The 16,491-nt window shown below is 59.4% G+C and carries 12 protein-coding genes; 11 read left to right on the forward strand and 1 reads right to left on the reverse strand.

Annotated features, from left to right (window positions below; all coding sequences use genetic code 11):
- Window positions 1-18: 18 nt before the first annotated feature.
- From J4G32_RS18965 to J4G32_RS22115, 6 genes are all read left to right on the forward strand, one after another.
- Window positions 19-1,200 (forward strand): acyl-CoA dehydrogenase family protein, encoded by a 1,182-nt coding sequence (locus J4G32_RS18965; protein ID WP_210497115.1) that lies wholly within the window; start codon window positions 19-21, stop codon window positions 1,198-1,200.
- On the forward strand, window positions 1,197-2,252 hold the full coding sequence (locus J4G32_RS18970; protein ID WP_210497116.1) for an acyl-CoA dehydrogenase family protein: 1,056 nt from the start codon (window positions 1,197-1,199) through the stop codon (window positions 2,250-2,252). Before J4G32_RS18965 ends, J4G32_RS18970 begins: the two co-directional genes overlap by 4 nt.
- Window positions 2,249-3,175, forward strand: a complete 927-nt coding sequence (locus tag J4G32_RS18975; protein WP_210497117.1) for an SMP-30/gluconolactonase/LRE family protein — start codon at window positions 2,249-2,251, stop codon at window positions 3,173-3,175. Before J4G32_RS18970 ends, J4G32_RS18975 begins: the two co-directional genes overlap by 4 nt.
- Window positions 3,172-3,954 carry an SDR family NAD(P)-dependent oxidoreductase gene (locus tag J4G32_RS18980; RefSeq protein ID WP_246505302.1) on the forward strand — a complete coding sequence of 261 codons (783 nt, stop codon included), beginning with the start codon at window positions 3,172-3,174 and terminating at the stop codon, window positions 3,952-3,954. The genes J4G32_RS18975 and J4G32_RS18980 overlap by 4 nt, the downstream gene beginning before the upstream one ends.
- Before the next feature lie 93 nt (window positions 3,955-4,047).
- Window positions 4,048-5,826, forward strand: a complete 1,779-nt coding sequence (locus J4G32_RS18985) for a flavin-containing monooxygenase (protein ID WP_210497118.1) — start codon at window positions 4,048-4,050, stop codon at window positions 5,824-5,826.
- Between the two features lie 253 nt (window positions 5,827-6,079).
- On the forward strand, window positions 6,080-9,298 hold the full coding sequence (locus tag J4G32_RS22115; RefSeq protein WP_210497119.1) for an autotransporter family protein: 3,219 nt from the start codon (window positions 6,080-6,082) through the stop codon (window positions 9,296-9,298).
- A 431-nt stretch (window positions 9,299-9,729) separates the two neighbouring features.
- Here the strand turns inward: J4G32_RS22115 and J4G32_RS18995 are convergent, their stop codons facing one another.
- Entirely contained in the window at window positions 9,730-10,626 is an 897-nt protein-coding gene (locus J4G32_RS18995; RefSeq protein WP_210497120.1) for a LysR family transcriptional regulator, read from the reverse strand.
- Window positions 10,627-10,794: 168 nt separating this feature from the next.
- Between J4G32_RS18995 and J4G32_RS19000 the strand changes: the two genes are divergently transcribed.
- The 5 genes from J4G32_RS19000 to J4G32_RS19020 all read left to right on the forward strand — a co-directional run.
- Window positions 10,795-12,528: a hypothetical protein gene (locus J4G32_RS19000; protein ID WP_210497121.1), complete on the forward strand. Its 1,734-nt coding sequence runs from the start codon at window positions 10,795-10,797 to the stop codon at window positions 12,526-12,528.
- On the forward strand, window positions 12,525-12,995 hold the full coding sequence (locus J4G32_RS19005) for a tripartite tricarboxylate transporter TctB family protein (RefSeq protein ID WP_210497122.1): 471 nt from the start codon (window positions 12,525-12,527) through the stop codon (window positions 12,993-12,995). The genes J4G32_RS19000 and J4G32_RS19005 overlap by 4 nt, the downstream gene beginning before the upstream one ends.
- A complete protein-coding gene (locus J4G32_RS19010; RefSeq protein ID WP_210497123.1) occupies window positions 12,992-14,512 on the forward strand; it encodes a tripartite tricarboxylate transporter permease in 1,521 nt (506 codons plus the stop codon). Before J4G32_RS19005 ends, J4G32_RS19010 begins: the two co-directional genes overlap by 4 nt.
- 44 nt (window positions 14,513-14,556) lie before the next feature.
- The gene (locus J4G32_RS19015; RefSeq protein WP_210497124.1) at window positions 14,557-15,558 is read left to right on the forward strand and encodes a Bug family tripartite tricarboxylate transporter substrate binding protein; all 1,002 of its coding nucleotides are present in this window, start codon (window positions 14,557-14,559) and stop codon (window positions 15,556-15,558) included.
- Between the two features lie 445 nt (window positions 15,559-16,003).
- Window positions 16,004-16,491: recombinase family protein (locus tag J4G32_RS19020; protein ID WP_343232687.1), on the forward strand; the 488-nt coding region annotated here is incomplete at its 3' end.

Genomic DNA, 16,491 nt, shown 5'->3' on the forward strand with positions numbered 1-16,491 from the left:
CAGATCGGTCGCATCCGGATGGATATTTTCTTCAGCAGCACCCAGAATGCTTACCGGCACCAAGTTCGCGACTGGCTTTCAGCGAACCTTCCGGACAACTGGAATCAGGCTGGACATTGGCCACGCCTTTCGGAAGCGCAGGAGCAGGACTTCCTGATCAACTGGGAGCGCCGCATTTACGCCGCCGGTTACTCCGGCATCTCGTGGCCGAAAGAGTACGGCGGTCAGGGACGGGATCATTTCGATGAACTGATCGTCAACGAGGAATTGGGAAGATCCGAAGCACCGGAAAGTATCAACACGATCGGCCGTGAACTCGTTGGCCCCATTCTCCTGAGCGCTGGTACGGAGGAACAGAAGCGCCACTACATTCCTCGTGTCCTTCAAATGGAAGACGTCTGGTGCCAAGGCTTCTCGGAACCGAATGCCGGTTCCGACCTTGCCGCCATCAAGACCCGAGCGGTGAAACGCGATGACGGAAGATGGGTGATCGATGGCCAGAAAATCTGGACGAGCTATGCGCATTTCGCCACCCACTGCATTCTTCTTGCACGAACGAATCTCGGGACTTCCGCCTATCGCGGGATGTCCCTGTTCATCGTTCGCATGGACACACCAGGCGTCGAGGTGAGGCCTATCAGGCACATCAACGGACAACCGCATTTCAACGAGGTCTTCCTGACAGGGGTCGTCGTCGAACCTGAGATGTTGATCGGTCCTGTGGATAGTGGCTGGATGGTAGCTGTCGAGGTCCTGGGATTCGAACGGGCGACGACGCGGCAGTACCGTCAGGCCCGTTTTCTCGAAGAGCTGCGGGTACTCGTCCAGCATGTGCGGGGCTCGGGGGAGTTGTCCCAAGCCCTCCAGGCGGAACTCGGCGATATTGCGTCGGAGCTGTCTATCATGCGCTACCACAATCTGCGCTTCGTCAGCCGCATATCCCAAGGCGGCAAGATCGGCGAGGAGGCAAGTCTCCTGAAGCTGCTGTGGAGCCAGATTCACCAGCGCATCGCACGCCTCGGGTTGGAAGTGCTCGGGTCTGAATTCGACGCCATATCGCCAATCGCCGAGCGCTTTCGGCGAATCTATTTCACGGCGCGCGGCGAGACGATCTACGCCGGGAGTTCTCAAATCCAGCGCAACATCATCGCCGAACGGGTTCTCGGCCTTCCCCGTGGCGAGAAGAGGACAACCACTTGAACTTTCAACATTCCGAAGAACAGCAGCGCTTCAGGGACAGTCTCAGGGCGGCTCTAAGCCGTGCAGGTGAGGACGGTGCTGTCGCAGCGCTTTCCGACCTTGGAGTTTTCGGCCTCACGGTCACCGAGGCATTCGGCGGCAGCGCTCTCGGCATGGTTGAGGGGGCAATCGTCCTCGAGGAAGCAGGGCGGAGCGGCCTTCGCTACCCGCTGGCCGAGACGTTGCTGGTAGCTGGAACAATCGTCTCCGATCAGCCCGAGACTGTGACGCAGATGCTCACGGGAGACCTGCCGGTGAGCGTTGCCGTGTCGGGGCGTCTGTCGCGCCACAGGCAGAGGCTCGCCGGCTCGCTGACGTTCGCTGATACCCGCGCGGCTGCGTTGTACGTGGCCTCGGTCGACGAGCATTCCCTGGCGTGTCTGAGCCAGACCATCACCGCACCAAGGATACCCCGTGCGGCGATCGAGCCCGACGAGCAGACGTTTTCCGTGGCGATCGACGTCGCAACAAGTGATGCTTGGGTCGTGACTCTCCCACACCATGAAAAGAGGCTCGCGATCTTGCGTTGCGCGGAGCTCCTGGGCGCGGCCGAACAATGCTTCGATCTCGCGATCCGCTACCTCAAGGACCGGACGCAGTTTGGGCAGGCGATCGGTGCCAACCAATCGTTGAAGCACCTCGCTGCGGACAATTTTCTGGCGCTCGAGAACGTGCGGGTCAGTGTCGATTATGCAGCCGCCATGATGGACGCGGCCAACGCGATGGTAGACGACGAGACGATGCGGCGCGAAGCCGATACGGCCGTGCACGTCATGCTCGCCTACGTGCCGCGAGCCACTCGAGAAATTGCCGAGGCTGCTATCCAGTTTCACGGGGGCATCGGCCTGACCTGGGAGTACCCGCTCAATCGTTATCTGCGACGCATTGTTCGCATCGGGACGATGCTCGGCGCGGTGGCGTTGCACCGCCATGCCCTCCTTGATCTAATGTGCCCAGAACAGGCCAATAGTTCGGCAATGGCCGACGCCCCGCAGGGATGGACGACCGCATGACTGCAAGCTACGAAGAAACCGACGACACCATCCGGCTATTCCTCGCTCATGAAACCCCTCAGGTCATCTTCGATGAGGGAAGCTGGAACGAGGGGCCATGCTACTTTCCCGCATCCCGGTCTCTCATATGGTCCGACATCCCCAACGACCGTCTCATGCGGTTCGACGAGATCTCCGGAACCGTGTGCATCTTCCGGTCACCGTCGAATCATTCCAATGGCAACACTGTCGACCGCGTGGGGCGGCTCCTCACCTGCGAGCATGGCACCAGGCGGGTCACGCGAACGGATTTCGACGGCAGTGTTCGGGTGCTTGCAGACACCATAGATCATCGCCGGTTCAACAGCCCGAACGACCTCGTGGTCAAGTCCGACGGCACGATCTGGTTTTCCGACCCGACCTACGGCATCGACGGCGACTATTTTGGCAATCGAGCGACAAGAGAACAGGACGGCGCTCACGTCTACCGGCTCGATCCTGATACGGGACGTCTGGATCGAGTGATCGAGACGATGCACCAGCCCAACGGATTGGCCTTCTCGGCAGACGAGACCCAGCTCCTCGTCGTCGATTCCGCGCGGACGTCAGGGCCTGATCTGCCGGCACATATCCGCCGCTTCGAGATCGGCGCGAATGGAAGGCCGGTCGATCGGGGCGTGTTGATAGAAGCGACCGCCGGTCTCTTTGACGGGATCCGCCTGGACGACGCTGACCGGATCTGGGCCGGCGCGGGTGACGGCGTTCACTGCTATGACGCGGACGGCCGCATGCTCGGCAAGATTCTCACAGGTGCCCCGGTGATCAATCTCTGCTTCGGTGGACCCAAACGCAACGTTCTTTACATGTGCACCCCGCGCACCGTTCTACGCGTCCCTGTGCGCGCCCGTGGCCAGGATCCCTTTAGGACTGGATTGTCATCATGAGCGCGGCCAGCCAATGGATGCCCGAAGGGGGGCCGCTTCCCACGCCGGCAGAGCGCCTACGCGGGCGATCGGTTCTTGTGACTGGTGCGGCGCAAGGGATCGGTCGGGCGATCGCCTGCCTTTTCGCCGCCGAGGGCGCGAAAATTGCGCTGCTCGACTGTAATGAGGCTGCCCTCGCGGAGGTGGCGGAAGAAACCGGCGGCGTCGCCGTCCGCTGCGACCTGCGCTATCCCGATGAGATCGTCGCGGCCATCGCCGACGTGATACACCGGACGGGCGGTTTAGACGGCTTGGTCAATGCGGCGGGGGTTCACGCCGCGGGCTCGATCACAGACACGACGCTGGAGAAGTGGCGGGAGGTCATGGCCGTCAACCTCGACGCGCCATTTCTGCTCTGCCGGGAGGTTCTGCCGCACCTGCGCGCGGCAGGGGCCGCCACGATCGTCAATATCTCGTCGGGCGTGGGATTGTCCCCCTTTGCCGAAAGGGCTGCCTATGCCACATCCAAAGGTGGCCTCATCACGTTGGGCAAGGTGCTGGCCATGGAGCTAGCGCCCAGGATCCGCGTCAACACCATCTGTCCGGGGCTGATCGATACTCCGATGGTGGCGGCGCTTCCGCTTCACAACAGCAACCCGGACTTGTTGAAGCGATACGCGCTCCAGCGGCTCGGGCGAGATGTGGAGGTTGCACAAGCAGCCTTGTTTCTCAGCTCGACCGCGTCGTCCTTCGTCACCGGCATTACCATGGCGGTCGATGGTGGCCGCACATTCCATTGAGAGCGCACGCTGCCAGCGGACAGGAGAGGGTTGAAGACCATCGTCGGTTCCGCACCAACGGCTCTAGTCGGATACGTCACGGGAGGTTCGAACATGAACAGGCATATTGCTGGCCAGGTTGATGAAGCCAACCAGCCCGGCGCCATCGCCGAACGGTGGCTCGCGGATTTCAGCAGGGCGCTAGATACGGGAGACCTTGAGGCGCTCGCAGACCTCTTCATCGAGGACGCCTACTGGCGGGATCTGCTGGCATGCCAGTGGGATTTCAGGTCCATCAAGGGGCGTGAGCTGATCTGCGCGCGCCTCGTCAACGAGGCCTCGCAGTCGGGCTTGCGTGAATTCGCAGTGGATCACCGCTATTCTCCTCCGCATTGGGAAACCCGCGCTGGCAAGCGGGTCATAGAAGTCATCGTCGCCTTCTCGACAGGTATCGGAACAGGTAACGGAGTTGTCCGGCTTGAGCCTGTCGAAGGCGGGCAACGCCCGTACCGAGCCATGGGACTAATGACTTCGCTCCAAGGTCTGAACGGATACCCCGAAGCCGTCGACGACAACCGCCGCGAGCGGGTCGCTGTCCGAAATCCGGGCGAGAACTGGATCGATCAGATCGAGCGATCCGGACGCTTTGACGGGGAAGAGCCGGAAGTGATGGTGGTCGGGGCTGGACATTCCGGCCTGATGATCGCCGCGCGGCTGCAAGCGATGGGCGTTCGGACCCTGGTCGTGGAAAAGTCGCCGCGGGTCGGCGACATCTGGCGAAACCGGTATCACACGCTGCAATTGCACAACGAGATTTTCACGATCGACTTTCCCTACACATCCTTTCCACGCAACTGGCCGGTCTACCTGCCCAAGGATATGTATGCCGCGTGGCTCGAATTCTACGCCACGGCGATGGAGCTCGCGGTCTGGACATCGGTGGGATTTGCCGGCGCCACCTACGACGAGGACGATGGACGATGGACAGCGCAGCTGACGATGGCTGATGGCTCCACCCGACCGATTCGGCCTCGACATATCGTGCTGGCAACCGGTGGCGTTTCAGGCCGCAAGTTCTATCCCAAATTGCCAGGGCTTCAATCCTTCGCCGGCACGGTTGCGCATTCGGCAGACGTGCGCCCAACTGACGAGTATCGCGGCCGGAAAGCTATTGTCGTTGGCACCAGCACGAGCGGTCATGACGTGGCGCTCGAACTGCATCAGCGTGGCTGCGACGTGACAATGGTTCAGCGCGGTCCGACCAATGTCATCAGCATCGAGCCCGCCAACACGATCTATGCCTTGTACAAGGAGGGGCGGTCGATCGACGAGGTCGATATTGTGTCGATCGCGAGTGACCTGCCGACAACTATGTATGCCTTTCGCGAATTCGCGCGTCGGGGGGAACGCCACGACAGTGACTTACTAGAGGGACTTCGGAAGGTCGGGTTCCGACTCGACCCAGGCTATATGGAAGGTGGATACTTCGCCAATTATCTCAATCGTGGCGGCGGGTATTATATTGACGTCGGCGCGTCTCCGCATCTCGTCGATGGTCGCATCAAGCTGGCGCAGAACGACGAGGTTGAGCGATATGAGGCCAACGGGGCGCGTTTGCGGGACGGATCGCTGATCGAGGCTGATATCGTTGTCCTGGCAACCGGCTACCTGAACCAAGAGGCTGACATCGACGCGTACTTTGGCCCGGCGATCGCTAAGCGCGTCGGCAAGGTCTGGGGTTGGGATGAGGCCGGAGAGTTGCGTCGGGCCTGGCGCCCGACGGGACAGCGGGGCCTGTGGCTCCAGCTAGGCGGCGTTCCGCAGTCTCGTACGTACTCAAAGTTGCTCGCCCTACAGATCGTGGCTGAACTTCGCGGGATCAAAGACTGCTGATCCCAACATCGGCGAAAGAGAGTTGCGGATAACAACATGCTTCTCCCCAAGCTCATGACAAAAATCTGTCGAAATAGAACCACAAGATCAATGCAGACCGGAAAGGCAGAAGTCTCGCAAACTTGATATCGTATCGGCCGCTGGAGGAAAGAGTGGCGATAAGGCGCGTGTATTTTATGCCTTTTCGCGTTTGACGAGCCGGATCATCATCGATCTATTTGGAACTTGATCGAACCAGGCTCCGGTGATGTTGGTGAATTTATTTACTGTGAGGGTTGCACTCATCTCGACAGTGTCATCGTTCAGTCTCCTCGGACTGCCCGATGAGGCAGCAGCGGGGTGCGCTCCGTCGGCGACCAATGGCGACGACATGATCGTCTGTAACATTTTGATTGTTCCCGACCCGGTTTTGCCGCCCGTCGACCTGCTGAGCGGAAATGACCAGGTCAGGGTCGAGAGTGGAACCTATAGCGGTGGCATTACCGGAGGTGCGGGCACGAAAGTTGTGGCATTCCTTGGCGGAACGATCGCGAACTACACCAACACGGTGGGCACATCGGCGATCGTTTTCGAAACCGGAAGTACAAGCAACCTCGTCGACGGAATCAGGACGGGAGCAGGCGCGGACAGCCTGACGGTTAGGGCGGGGAGCATCGGCGGCGCTGTCAATCAGGGCGACGGCGCCGACACCTTTCTCATCTCTGGCGGAACGGTGAGCGGCGTCGTTTCGCAGGGAAACGGAATCGACACGTTCACGATGACCGCGGGCCAAATCCAATCCCTGGCGCAAGGCGACAACCGCGATATCTTTCTCATGACAGGGGGTACGATCCTCGGGTTCTTCGAGGACGGCGATGTCGCAACCATGAGCGGCGGTACGATAGGTCGCGTCGATATGAAGCTCGACAATAACATCTTCAATCTCTCAGACGGCGCGATCCGAGGAAACCTCGTCACGGGCTTTGGAAATGACATTATCACCATGTCGGGCGGCAGTGTCGGCGGCAATATCAGCGTCAGTGGCGGCGCGGATGTCGTGACGATCACGGGCGGGAGCGTGGGCGGGGACGTGCGCTTGAGTACGGGGACCGATGTCTTCACCTGGTCAGGCGGCGGTGCAATTGAGGGAGTGGTCGATCTTGGGCCTGATGATGATCGGGCGATCCTGCGCGACCTGACATCCGTTAATCTTGCCGCCACCGATCTCATCGATGGTGGGCAGGGCGACGACACGATCTTTCTCGGCGGAATCCTTCGATCGTTCCTGAATGCAAGCATTGTGGCAAATTTTGAAACGCTCATAAAGGACGGTAGCGGAACCTGGAGCCTGTCGGGGTCTTTGCGCGACATCGCGAGGGCAGAGGTGCGGGAAGGCACGCTGATTCTCACCGGCGACAATAGCGCCTATCCTGGCCAGATGATCGTGCGAAGCCCAGGGACGCTCGAAGGTCGCGCTCAAACCTTGACGCTGCAGGTCGCGAATGCCGGCCTCGTGAGATTCAACCAGCCGGATTTCGGCATCTACAACGGCCAGATTTCCGGTGCCGGCGCAGTGGAGAAAACCGGAACTGGAACGACTGTCTTTACAACTGATCAAACCTACACGGGCGGCACCACAATCACGGAAGGCACGTTGCGTCTTGGCAACGGGTCGCCCTCGGGAATGATCGCGGAAAATGTCGTGACGGACGGCACGCTTAGCTTTGCAAGGCCTGACATCGTCTCCTTTCCCGGAGTGATTTCGGGCAGCGGCAATCTCTCGCAGATTGGGACCGGGACTGTCATCCTGACCTCCGACAACACCTATAGCGGTGGAACATTGGTCCAGCGTGGAACGCTCGCAGTGGGTGGACCGAGTTCGCGGAGTGCAGCTTTGTCAGGTGGCGGATCTGTGCTGATTGCCTCTAACGCAACCTTGGGCGGCTATGGATCGATTACCGGCCCCGTGACGAATAACGGGACGCTGGCGGTCGCCGATGCGCTTGTCGCATTTGCCAGCAACCCGGGGGGCGATTTTACCATCAATGGCACGCTCTCCAATGGAAACCTTGTCCAGATCGGCGGAGCCAAGACCGGCAACCGGCTTCTTGTCGACGGCTATGTCGGCAACAACGGCATCATCGGGCTCAACACGTTTCTCGGTACAGATGACTCTCCTTCTGACAGGCTGGTCGTTCGCGGCGGATCAGCCACCGGATCGACCACGCTCGCGATCAGTAATCTGGGAGGACCGGGCGCGCAGACCAATGGCAACGGGATTCTCGTCGTGGACGCGGTGGCCGGGGCCCGCACCGATCAGCGCGCATTTTCCCTATCAGGCCCTGTCGCGGCCGGAGCCTACGAGTATTTTCTGTTTCGCGGTGGCGTCACTCGCGGCGCCAATGACAATTGGTACTTGCGGAATACAGTGGTGGCGCCTCCCCCTGCAGTTCCCGGGGAGCCACCTCTTCCGCCGCCGACGCCCGCACCGGACTCACCACCCTTGCCATCGCCATCGCCGGGTTCTCAACCCGTCCCGCTGTTCCGCGTGGAAGTCCCCGTCTACAGCGTCGTACCAGTTATGGCGCGAGAGCTGGTGCTCTCGTCACTCGGGACATTTCACGAGCGGCAGGGCGATCAGACGATCCTGAATGGTCAAGGTACCGTGCGCGTTGGTTGGGGGCGAATTATCGGCGAGAGCCGGAGACAGGATTGGAGCGGCCCTGCCGCACCCAAGTTCGACGGGAATATTTGGGGACTTCAAACCGGCCTCGATCTTTACGGCGTCGACCATCCGGACGGGGCGCGTGACAAGTTCGGGGCGTTCTTCGGTTACGCGCGCGCTCATGGCGAAGTCTCGGGATTTGCCCTCGGCAGTCCAAGCCTGCCGGTCGGAAGTCTTGAAACCGAAAGCTACAGCGTCGGCGCCTACTGGACCCACCTAGGCGCATCAGGCTGGTACGTGGACACCGTCCTGATGGGATCTCGGATGTCCGCGGATCCCCGCTCACTCCGGGGGGTGAACGTCGAACTCGAGGGGCGCGCCCTCACAGCGTCCGTCGAAGCAGGCTACCCGATGACGCTCGGCGGGGGGATCATCGTCGAGCCGCAGGCACAGATTATCTGGCAGTCCGCTTCCTTCGACAGCGCGCGCGATCCCTATTCCACCATCGCCATCGACCCCGGGAGTGGAGTCAAAGCGCGCCTTGGGGCACGCATCAAAGGTTCGTTCGCGAGCGGCGAAATGGTAGTCGAGCCCTACTTGAAAGCCAATTTTTGGCACGACTTCGCTGCCAAGAGCCTTATTGGCTTCGACCCTGCCACTGCCTTGCCGGTGAGAACGGAGGGATCGAGCCTCGAGATCGGCGGTGGCGCGGTTGCCAAACTCAGCTCCCACCTCAGTATCTGGGCCACCGGATCCTACACGGCAGGCTTGGGCGATGACCGTCTCCAATCGGTCAGGGGGGATCTCGGACTCAGGGTGACCTGGTAAGGCTCGAGGACGATCTTGACACTGCAGATGACCGACAGGAACGGAGGTTCAGAGAATACAAACGGAATCAAGGTCAGCCATGGCATTGGAACGCTGCACTTTTCAGTCGGCCAGCCATGAATGCGCGTAGCCATCGTGGCAGGCACTGGTCGAAATCCGTGGGAATGTCGAAAAAACGTGCCGATCAAGCACAGTCAGACGACGATCCGCCACCGACGCACCAGAACAGGTATACATCGCCACCCTGCTTCTCGGGCATTCGTCGCGAAAGATAACCGAGCGGCACTACAATCGGGCCTCTTCCATCTCCGCAGGTAGGCGCCTCAGTTGATGCGGTGTCGACAGAGATTGATCGCCGCCGTTTTTACGCGTCAGGCAGATGCAACTCGAGGTGAATTACGCGTACAAATTGTTAAGCTTAGCTTGCGCTTTCAGACGCTGGGCGGCGATTTGACGACCTCCTGCTGCATCACACGAAGAAATGCGCGTCCGATACGCGAAAGCTCAATGTGGCGTGCGTGAATGACACGCGGCACCACCGTGATTTCAGGTACGAATCGACGGAGCACGGCTTTTGGAAAGATCTCCGCGACGCCCATCGGCTCAACCACAGCAATACCACAGCCCTTCATAGCCAGCGCGCACGCGCTGACCGTAAAGTTGCTACCAATCATCACATTCTTATCAAGATCAACGGTTCGAAAAGACTCTCCGAGCAATTCGTGGATTGGTTCGCTATGGATGTTGGTGATGATGACCTCCTGGGCCAAATCGCTAGGTTTGATTTCGGTCTGATTTGCCAACCGATGTCCAGGCGCCATCACGCAGACCAACGAGGTCTCAAACAGCGGTGTCGTCAAGATTCCTGCGTGGTCCCCAGGCGTAAAAATAACGCCCAAATCGATCTGCCCGCTGCTCGCAAGATCAAGAATTTCTTTTGTTTTCGTAACTTGCAGCCAGATCCGCACTCTCGGCCGCTCGCGTCGGAATCTTGCGATCGCATCGGCAACGAAACTGCAGGAGAGCGTAGGTGTGCACGCAAGTGTCAACACACCAGCCTTCGACTCCTTCAAGTCGCGGGCGTACTTCTCAACAACACCAACGGAATGAAACACTTTTTCAATCTCACGAAGAAGATTGAGGGCCTCCGGGGTCGGCTGGACTCGTCCTTTACCTCTCAGGAATAGGACGAAGCCGACGAGATCCTCCATGCGCTGGATCGATTTAGACACGGCGGGCTGCGACATCTGCAACTGCTGACCAGCTGCGGTGAGACTGCCGGACAGCACCACAGACCGAAAAACTTCTAGTTGGCGCAGGGTGAACATAATTCCCCATAACCTATAGTTATGAAGATTGTATCAATTAGTGCTCGACGTAGCGGCAATCTCCGCACAGCATTTAGGCAGCATTGCCGTGCAGCGGCGCTACGTGATGGGGCGAATGGAGAAGGGCTTTAGTTTGTGGCTCTGGCCAATCTTTCCAGGGAGTGATGAATGGCAAGATTTTCGACGCGAGCAATAGAGTTTCACAGCAGCTTCGTGTGGAACTTCGACTGGATCCGCCAAGGCCTGGAGTTTGCGCGCCGGCACGATATGACTTCGCTTATCCTTCACCGCAACGACATCGTCGACATGGTGGTATATCCAGGTAAGCTCTTCGGTGCTTCCGAACGAGCACAAAATATCTTCGAGCGTTATCGAGATATTTATCCTGAGCTCTACAAATACACTCCTACCCGTCGTAGCGGTCCATATCAGCGCCGCGACTATCTTCGCCGCGTCATTGATCTAGCGGGCCGGTATGGCATTGATGTGTGGTTTCAAAACAAGGAGCTATCCTTCCCTGACATCCTTCTCGAGCTTAATCCTCAGCTTGTGAAGGATGGAACCCTGTGCCCGAACGATCCGTTTTGGTGGGACTTCGTCGACACGAAATACACTGAGTTGTTTCAAGATTTCCCTGAGGTAGCTGGCATCATCACTGCGCCCGGGACTGGTGAGAGCCGGCTCGCGATCTCTTCCAACCGCTGCACATGTGAAGCGTGCATGAAAAGTACCCCTCAGTCTTGGTATCGCAATCTGATCATGGCCATGCACGCGCCGATCCGCGCGGCGGGGCGAGAGCTGGTCGTGCGCGACTTCGTCTTCGAGAAGAAAACGCAAACTGAGTTGGCTGAGACAATCGCCGATTTACCAGAAGACATCATCGTCAGCCTCAAGAACACGCCACACGACTACTATCCGACCTTCCCCGACAACCCACGCATCGGCGATGTTGGCAATCATCGGCAATGGGTCGAGTTCGACACTATGGGCCAATATTTCGGTTGGGGTATTGGGCCCGCCATCATCATTGACGACTATCGTAAGCGCATGGCGACCGCTTTGCGTCACGGCGTCGAGGGTGTCATTCTGCGCACCGATTGGGAAAGCCTGGACGGACACTCATGCTTTCACACGCCTAACCGATTAAATCTTCACGCTGCTGCGGCGTTGGCAGTTGATGAATCCGTTACTGATCGGGCGATCCACCGGGAATGGCTGACCGAGACCGGGATGACGATGCTAGGCGCGAACGACCTTGACGTTGATGCAGCGGCTGACTGGAGCGCCCGCCTCTTCGGACGGTCTTGGGACATCGTTGCGAAGAGCCTTTTTGTGAATGACTGCGTCTTCTCCGACTCGAGCAACTACCCGGTCAGCCTTGATCACGCTTGGTGGCTGGCCGAAAAGAAAAACAGCCTGAAGGACTGGGATCCGTCAAAGGAAAATGCGCTCGAGATCACGGAACCCAACCTCCGTGCTATCTTAGCCGACAAGGACGAGGCGGTGAGGCTCGTAGAGTTGCAACCGCTGCTGGCTCGCAAGAGACCCGCCGCGCTGACCGAGGCAGCCCACACGGATCTTGTCGGCCGTATGGAAACTTTCAGGCTGTATGTAGCAGGATGGCGCGCAGCGGTTCAGGCCTGCATCTTCACAAAATTCCTGCTGGATCGCCCGGATGACGATGATGCCTTCGCTCAGGAAGTGCGGTCGCGCGTCGGTGGCGCTTTCGATCTGTTGCGCACCCTGGCGGAGGAGATGAAGGCTTATGCCCTCGCAACCGACCAGCACTTCGCGGCCTACAACATGCTCGGCTGGGAACGTTTACTGACTCTCCACGACGATCTTGCGGGGCGTCTCTCGAAGATGCCCCAAACTTCCAAACGGCCGGCGATTGTGGAGTGAAGCGTTTGAATGATGCCTATCGCTCGCAGCCCTCCGCCCCAACCATGCAGATCTTGGTAGCGCTCACTTTGCTCGCCGGCTGCTCGCTTTATCTTTACGCCGCGATGGGATTCTCCTTTGGTGTCTGGAGCAGTCCAAAGGCCGGTTTCATACCAAGGATAGCCGGATGCCTTGGTGTGACGTTAGCCGCTTGCAATGTTGCGCGTGTTTGGTGGACCGCAAAGCCGGGGCCGGTCGATCTCGGCCTTTCGCCGCGGCGCGCGTTCGCTTTTCTTGGTGTTCTGGTGGCTTACGTCGCGCTGTTGGGCAAGCTTGGGTTTCTCCCTGTCACTTTCGCCGCAACACTTGCTCTGCTGCTCGTTAGCAGAGGCAGGAGGGGTCTTGTGATGACACTGACGATCGCAGGCGCCTTTTCGGTTGGCATTTGGCTGCTCTTTGGTAGCATTTTGAATCTGCCTCTGCCATGACCTCGCTCGACGGGCTATTGCAAGGCTTCCAACTCGCTGCCACGCCCACCAACCTAGTTGCGGCAGGCATAGGCGTGCTTCTCGGCACCTTCGCGGGCATGCTGCCTGGCCTTGGAATCTCTGGTACAATCGCTTTGCTAATTCCGATCAGCTTCGGACTCGATCCCCTTACGGCGCTCGTAATTTTTGGAGGCATCTACTACGGCGCGGCCTTCGGCGGCTCGACTACCGCGATCCTTCTCAACGTGCCGGGTGAAGGAGCATCAGTCGTCACGTGCGTCGAGGGTTACGCAATGGCCCGGCGCGGGCGCGCTGGCGCCGCGCTTTCAGTAGCTGCCATCGGTTCATTCTTCGCCGGTATACTAGGCCTCGCGGGACTCGTACTATTCGCACCGACCATCGCGGGGTGGGCACTCGCCTTCGGCCCGCAGGAGTATTTCTGCGTCGCGGTTTTAGCGCTGGTAGTGCTCTCTGGCATTAGCGGGCAGTCGATGATTCAGTCGAGTTTGATGGTCGTGATAGGCATCATGCTGGCTTCTATCGGCATCGACCCAATGACTGGAGTCGAGAGGTTCACAATGTCGACTGACATTCTGGCCGACGGGATCTCGTTTATCATCGTGGTAATGGGCGTGTATGGGATGGCTGAAGTGCTGCAGACCGCTGCGGACGGAGATTGCGCAGTCGCGCCGCCGCGCATCGCCTTCCGCGACCTCTATCCGACCCGCGAAGAACTCAGCCGTTCAATTCCCGCCATCGGCCGCGGCAGCATCATCGGTCTCTTGATCGGGCTGGTGCCTGGGCCGTCTGGCACGATCTCGACCTTCTTATCCTACGCGGTTGAGAAGCGTTTCAGCCGAGGACGCAAGCAGTTCGGATCTGGCGCAATAGAAGGGGTTGCTGGCCCAGAAGCTGCCAATAATGGCGCCGATACCTCGACCTTGATTCCGCTGTTGTCGCTTGGTCTCCCCTTCAACGCCGGCGCTGCGCTGCTGCTTAGCGGCTTCCTCATCCACGGCATCACGCCGGGCCCTGACCTCGTCAATACACGCCCAGATCTATTCTGGGGTCTCGTAGCGAGTCTGTTCATCGGCAACGTCATGCTGCTGGTCATCAATCTTCCTTTCGTAGGCTTCTTTGCGTCCGTGCTACGCATCCCACTTGGGATATTGATGCCGCTAGTCGCTGTGATCGTATTGAGCGGCACTTATTTCATGAACAACAACCTGTCTGACCTCTGGCTCGTGATCGCATTCGGCTTGTTCGGCTGGCTTCTAAAGGGGACCGGTTACAGCGTAGCGCCGTTAATCATCGGCTTGTTCCTTGGTCCTCTCATCGAGAGGGGCTTCATCCAGTCGATGGTACTTGCCGACGGCAGCCTGATCACGCTGATGGCTCGACCTTTCAGCGGCGTCATGCTGGGAGCGGCGGCACTGTTCATTGTTGTCCGCGGCAGCGTCGAGATACGGCGCCGCTTCGGCAGCAAGTCTCTTGGAGTCGGCTCGCAAACCTTATGACAGCCTATCATTTGCGACAACAAATCAGCATTAGGGAGAGAAACATGACATACCTAGCGTCAACTCGTCGCGCCGCGTTTTCCGCTATCTTTGGCGCCTCGTTTTTTGCGGCACTGCCAGCCACCGCTCAGGACTTTCCGCAGCGCCCGATCCGGGTCATCGTTCCATGCCCCGCTGGCGGCGCGACCGATATTATGGCGCGCATACTGACGAAGGCCGTGGGCGCGCGTCTTGGAAAGCCTCTTATTATCGAGAACAAGCCCGGCGCAGGTACCATGACCGGCCTCAACGAGCTCGTGAGCGCCCGCCCGGACGGGTACACCATCGGGATGGTGACGAGTACAATGGTACTGCAGCCGCTCTATGGCAGCTCGCGCCACGAGTACCCAACTGCTTTGCAGCCGATCGCGCAGGTCACGGTCACCCCGCCCGTTCTCGTCACTGGAGCCGATACTCAATGGAAGACAGCGAGGGAACTCGTCGACTTCGCTAAGGCTAATCCCAAGAGTATCAAGTATGGTATCACTGGGTTCGGCAATTCCTCTCATATTGGACCGACGCAGCTGGCCCGTGCAGCTGGCATAGAGATCGAGGCGGTGTCTTTTGATGGGGGGGGCGTGCTGTTGACGGCGTTGCTCGGCGGCCACATCGCAGTGTCTGCAGGAAGTACCGTCGACTACAAGCCACATATCGAGGCCGGTAAGCTGCGCCCGCTGCTCAACTTCGGGCCGGCCCGGAGCGAAGACCCTCTCTATAAAGACGTCCCGACTGCAAAGGAACTGGGGTATGACGCTGAGATTGTCTCTTGGACCGGCGTCGCCGCCCCAAAGGGACTGCCTGCAGACGTCATCGCCAAGCTCAATGAGGCGTTCAAGGCCGCTATGGCCGACCGTGAAGTCGCCGATGCCCTCTCAAAGTTGGGATCTGAGCCGGTGTACTTGGATGCTGAAGGTTTTGGAGCTCGCTGGGCGTCGGAGACAGTCAAGCTACGTCAGGTCGTGACCGAGACGGGCATTCTCGAAATCGTTAAAAGTCAACGCCAATGATGGAGCGGTGCACTACCGACCGGCCCACCTATAGGTTGCAGAGGCCGTAACGACCTCCTACGATCCTTCGTCGCGGGTGTGTTGCGTATAACCCGGCCTCCAAAGCCAGCCCTGACCAGAGCTCACTCTGGTTGGGGCTTTTTCTTTAGGCCGGTCTAAGACAGGAGCCAAGGCAATCTCCCAGCGCCAGCTTGCCGGATTGACCGCCGACATCTCTCGGCTGGACTGAGAGCTTCCAACTCGCCGTGACAGAGGTCCCACTATGCGCGTTGCCATTTACGCCCGCTACTCCTCGGACCTTCAATCGGCCTCATCCGCCGAGGACCAGATTGCGATCTAAAAGGAGCGGATCACGTGCGAGGGCGGGACGCTGACCGGTACCTTTGTCGACAAGGGCATCTCCGGAGCCAGCATGCTCCGCCCGGGCTAACAGAGCCTGCTGCAGGTGGCGCGCTCAGGCGGTTGCGACGTGGTGGTGGCGGAGTCGCTCGACCGCATCAGCCGCGACCAGGAGCACGTCGCGGCTTTGTTCAAGCAGATGATATTTGCCGGTGTACGGATCGTCACCCTGGCGGAGGGCGAGATTGGCGAACTGCATGTCGGTCTCAAGGGGACGATGAACGCCCTGTTCCTCAAGGAACTCGCCGACAAGACTCGTCGGGAGCTCAAAGGTCGAATCGAGAAGGGTCAGTCCGGCGGCGGTCTGTGCTTCGGCTACGCAGTCAAGCGGGAGACGGCATCCGACGGCAACCCGATCCGTGGCGGCCGGGTCATCAACGAGCCGGAGGCGGCGATCGTCCGCCAGATCTTTGTCGACTTCGCCGCCGGCAAGAGCCCGCGCCGGATCGCCTTCGACCTCAACGATCGCGGCATCCCCGGGCCGCGCCATGCCGCCTGGGGTTCATCCACCATCAACGGCAATCGGGCACGGGG

The sequence above is a fragment of the Microvirga antarctica genome, from assembly GCF_017921815.1.
In the GTDB taxonomy this organism is placed as follows: Bacteria; Pseudomonadota; Alphaproteobacteria; order Rhizobiales; family Beijerinckiaceae; genus Microvirga; species Microvirga antarctica.

Excerpts from the sequence above, each read along its gene's own strand:
- J4G32_RS18965 (WP_210497115.1), top strand. The coding sequence starts at position 19 with ATGGATATTTTCTTCAGCAGCACCCAGAATGCTTACCGGCACCAAGTT.
- J4G32_RS19000 (WP_210497121.1), top strand. The coding sequence starts at position 10,795 with ATGGCAAGATTTTCGACGCGAGCAATAGAGTTTCACAGCAGCTTCGTG.
- J4G32_RS19010 (WP_210497123.1), top strand. The coding sequence starts at position 12,992 with ATGACCTCGCTCGACGGGCTATTGCAAGGCTTCCAACTCGCTGCCACG.
- J4G32_RS19015 (WP_210497124.1), top strand. The coding sequence starts at position 14,557 with ATGACATACCTAGCGTCAACTCGTCGCGCCGCGTTTTCCGCTATCTTT.
- J4G32_RS18985 (WP_210497118.1), top strand. The coding sequence starts at position 4,048 with ATGAACAGGCATATTGCTGGCCAGGTTGATGAAGCCAACCAGCCCGGC.
- J4G32_RS18975 (WP_210497117.1), top strand. The coding sequence starts at position 2,249 with ATGACTGCAAGCTACGAAGAAACCGACGACACCATCCGGCTATTCCTC.
- J4G32_RS18995 (WP_210497120.1), bottom strand. The coding sequence starts at position 10,626 with ATGTTCACCCTGCGCCAACTAGAAGTTTTTCGGTCTGTGGTGCTGTCC.
- J4G32_RS18980 (WP_246505302.1), top strand. The coding sequence starts at position 3,172 with ATGAGCGCGGCCAGCCAATGGATGCCCGAAGGGGGGCCGCTTCCCACG.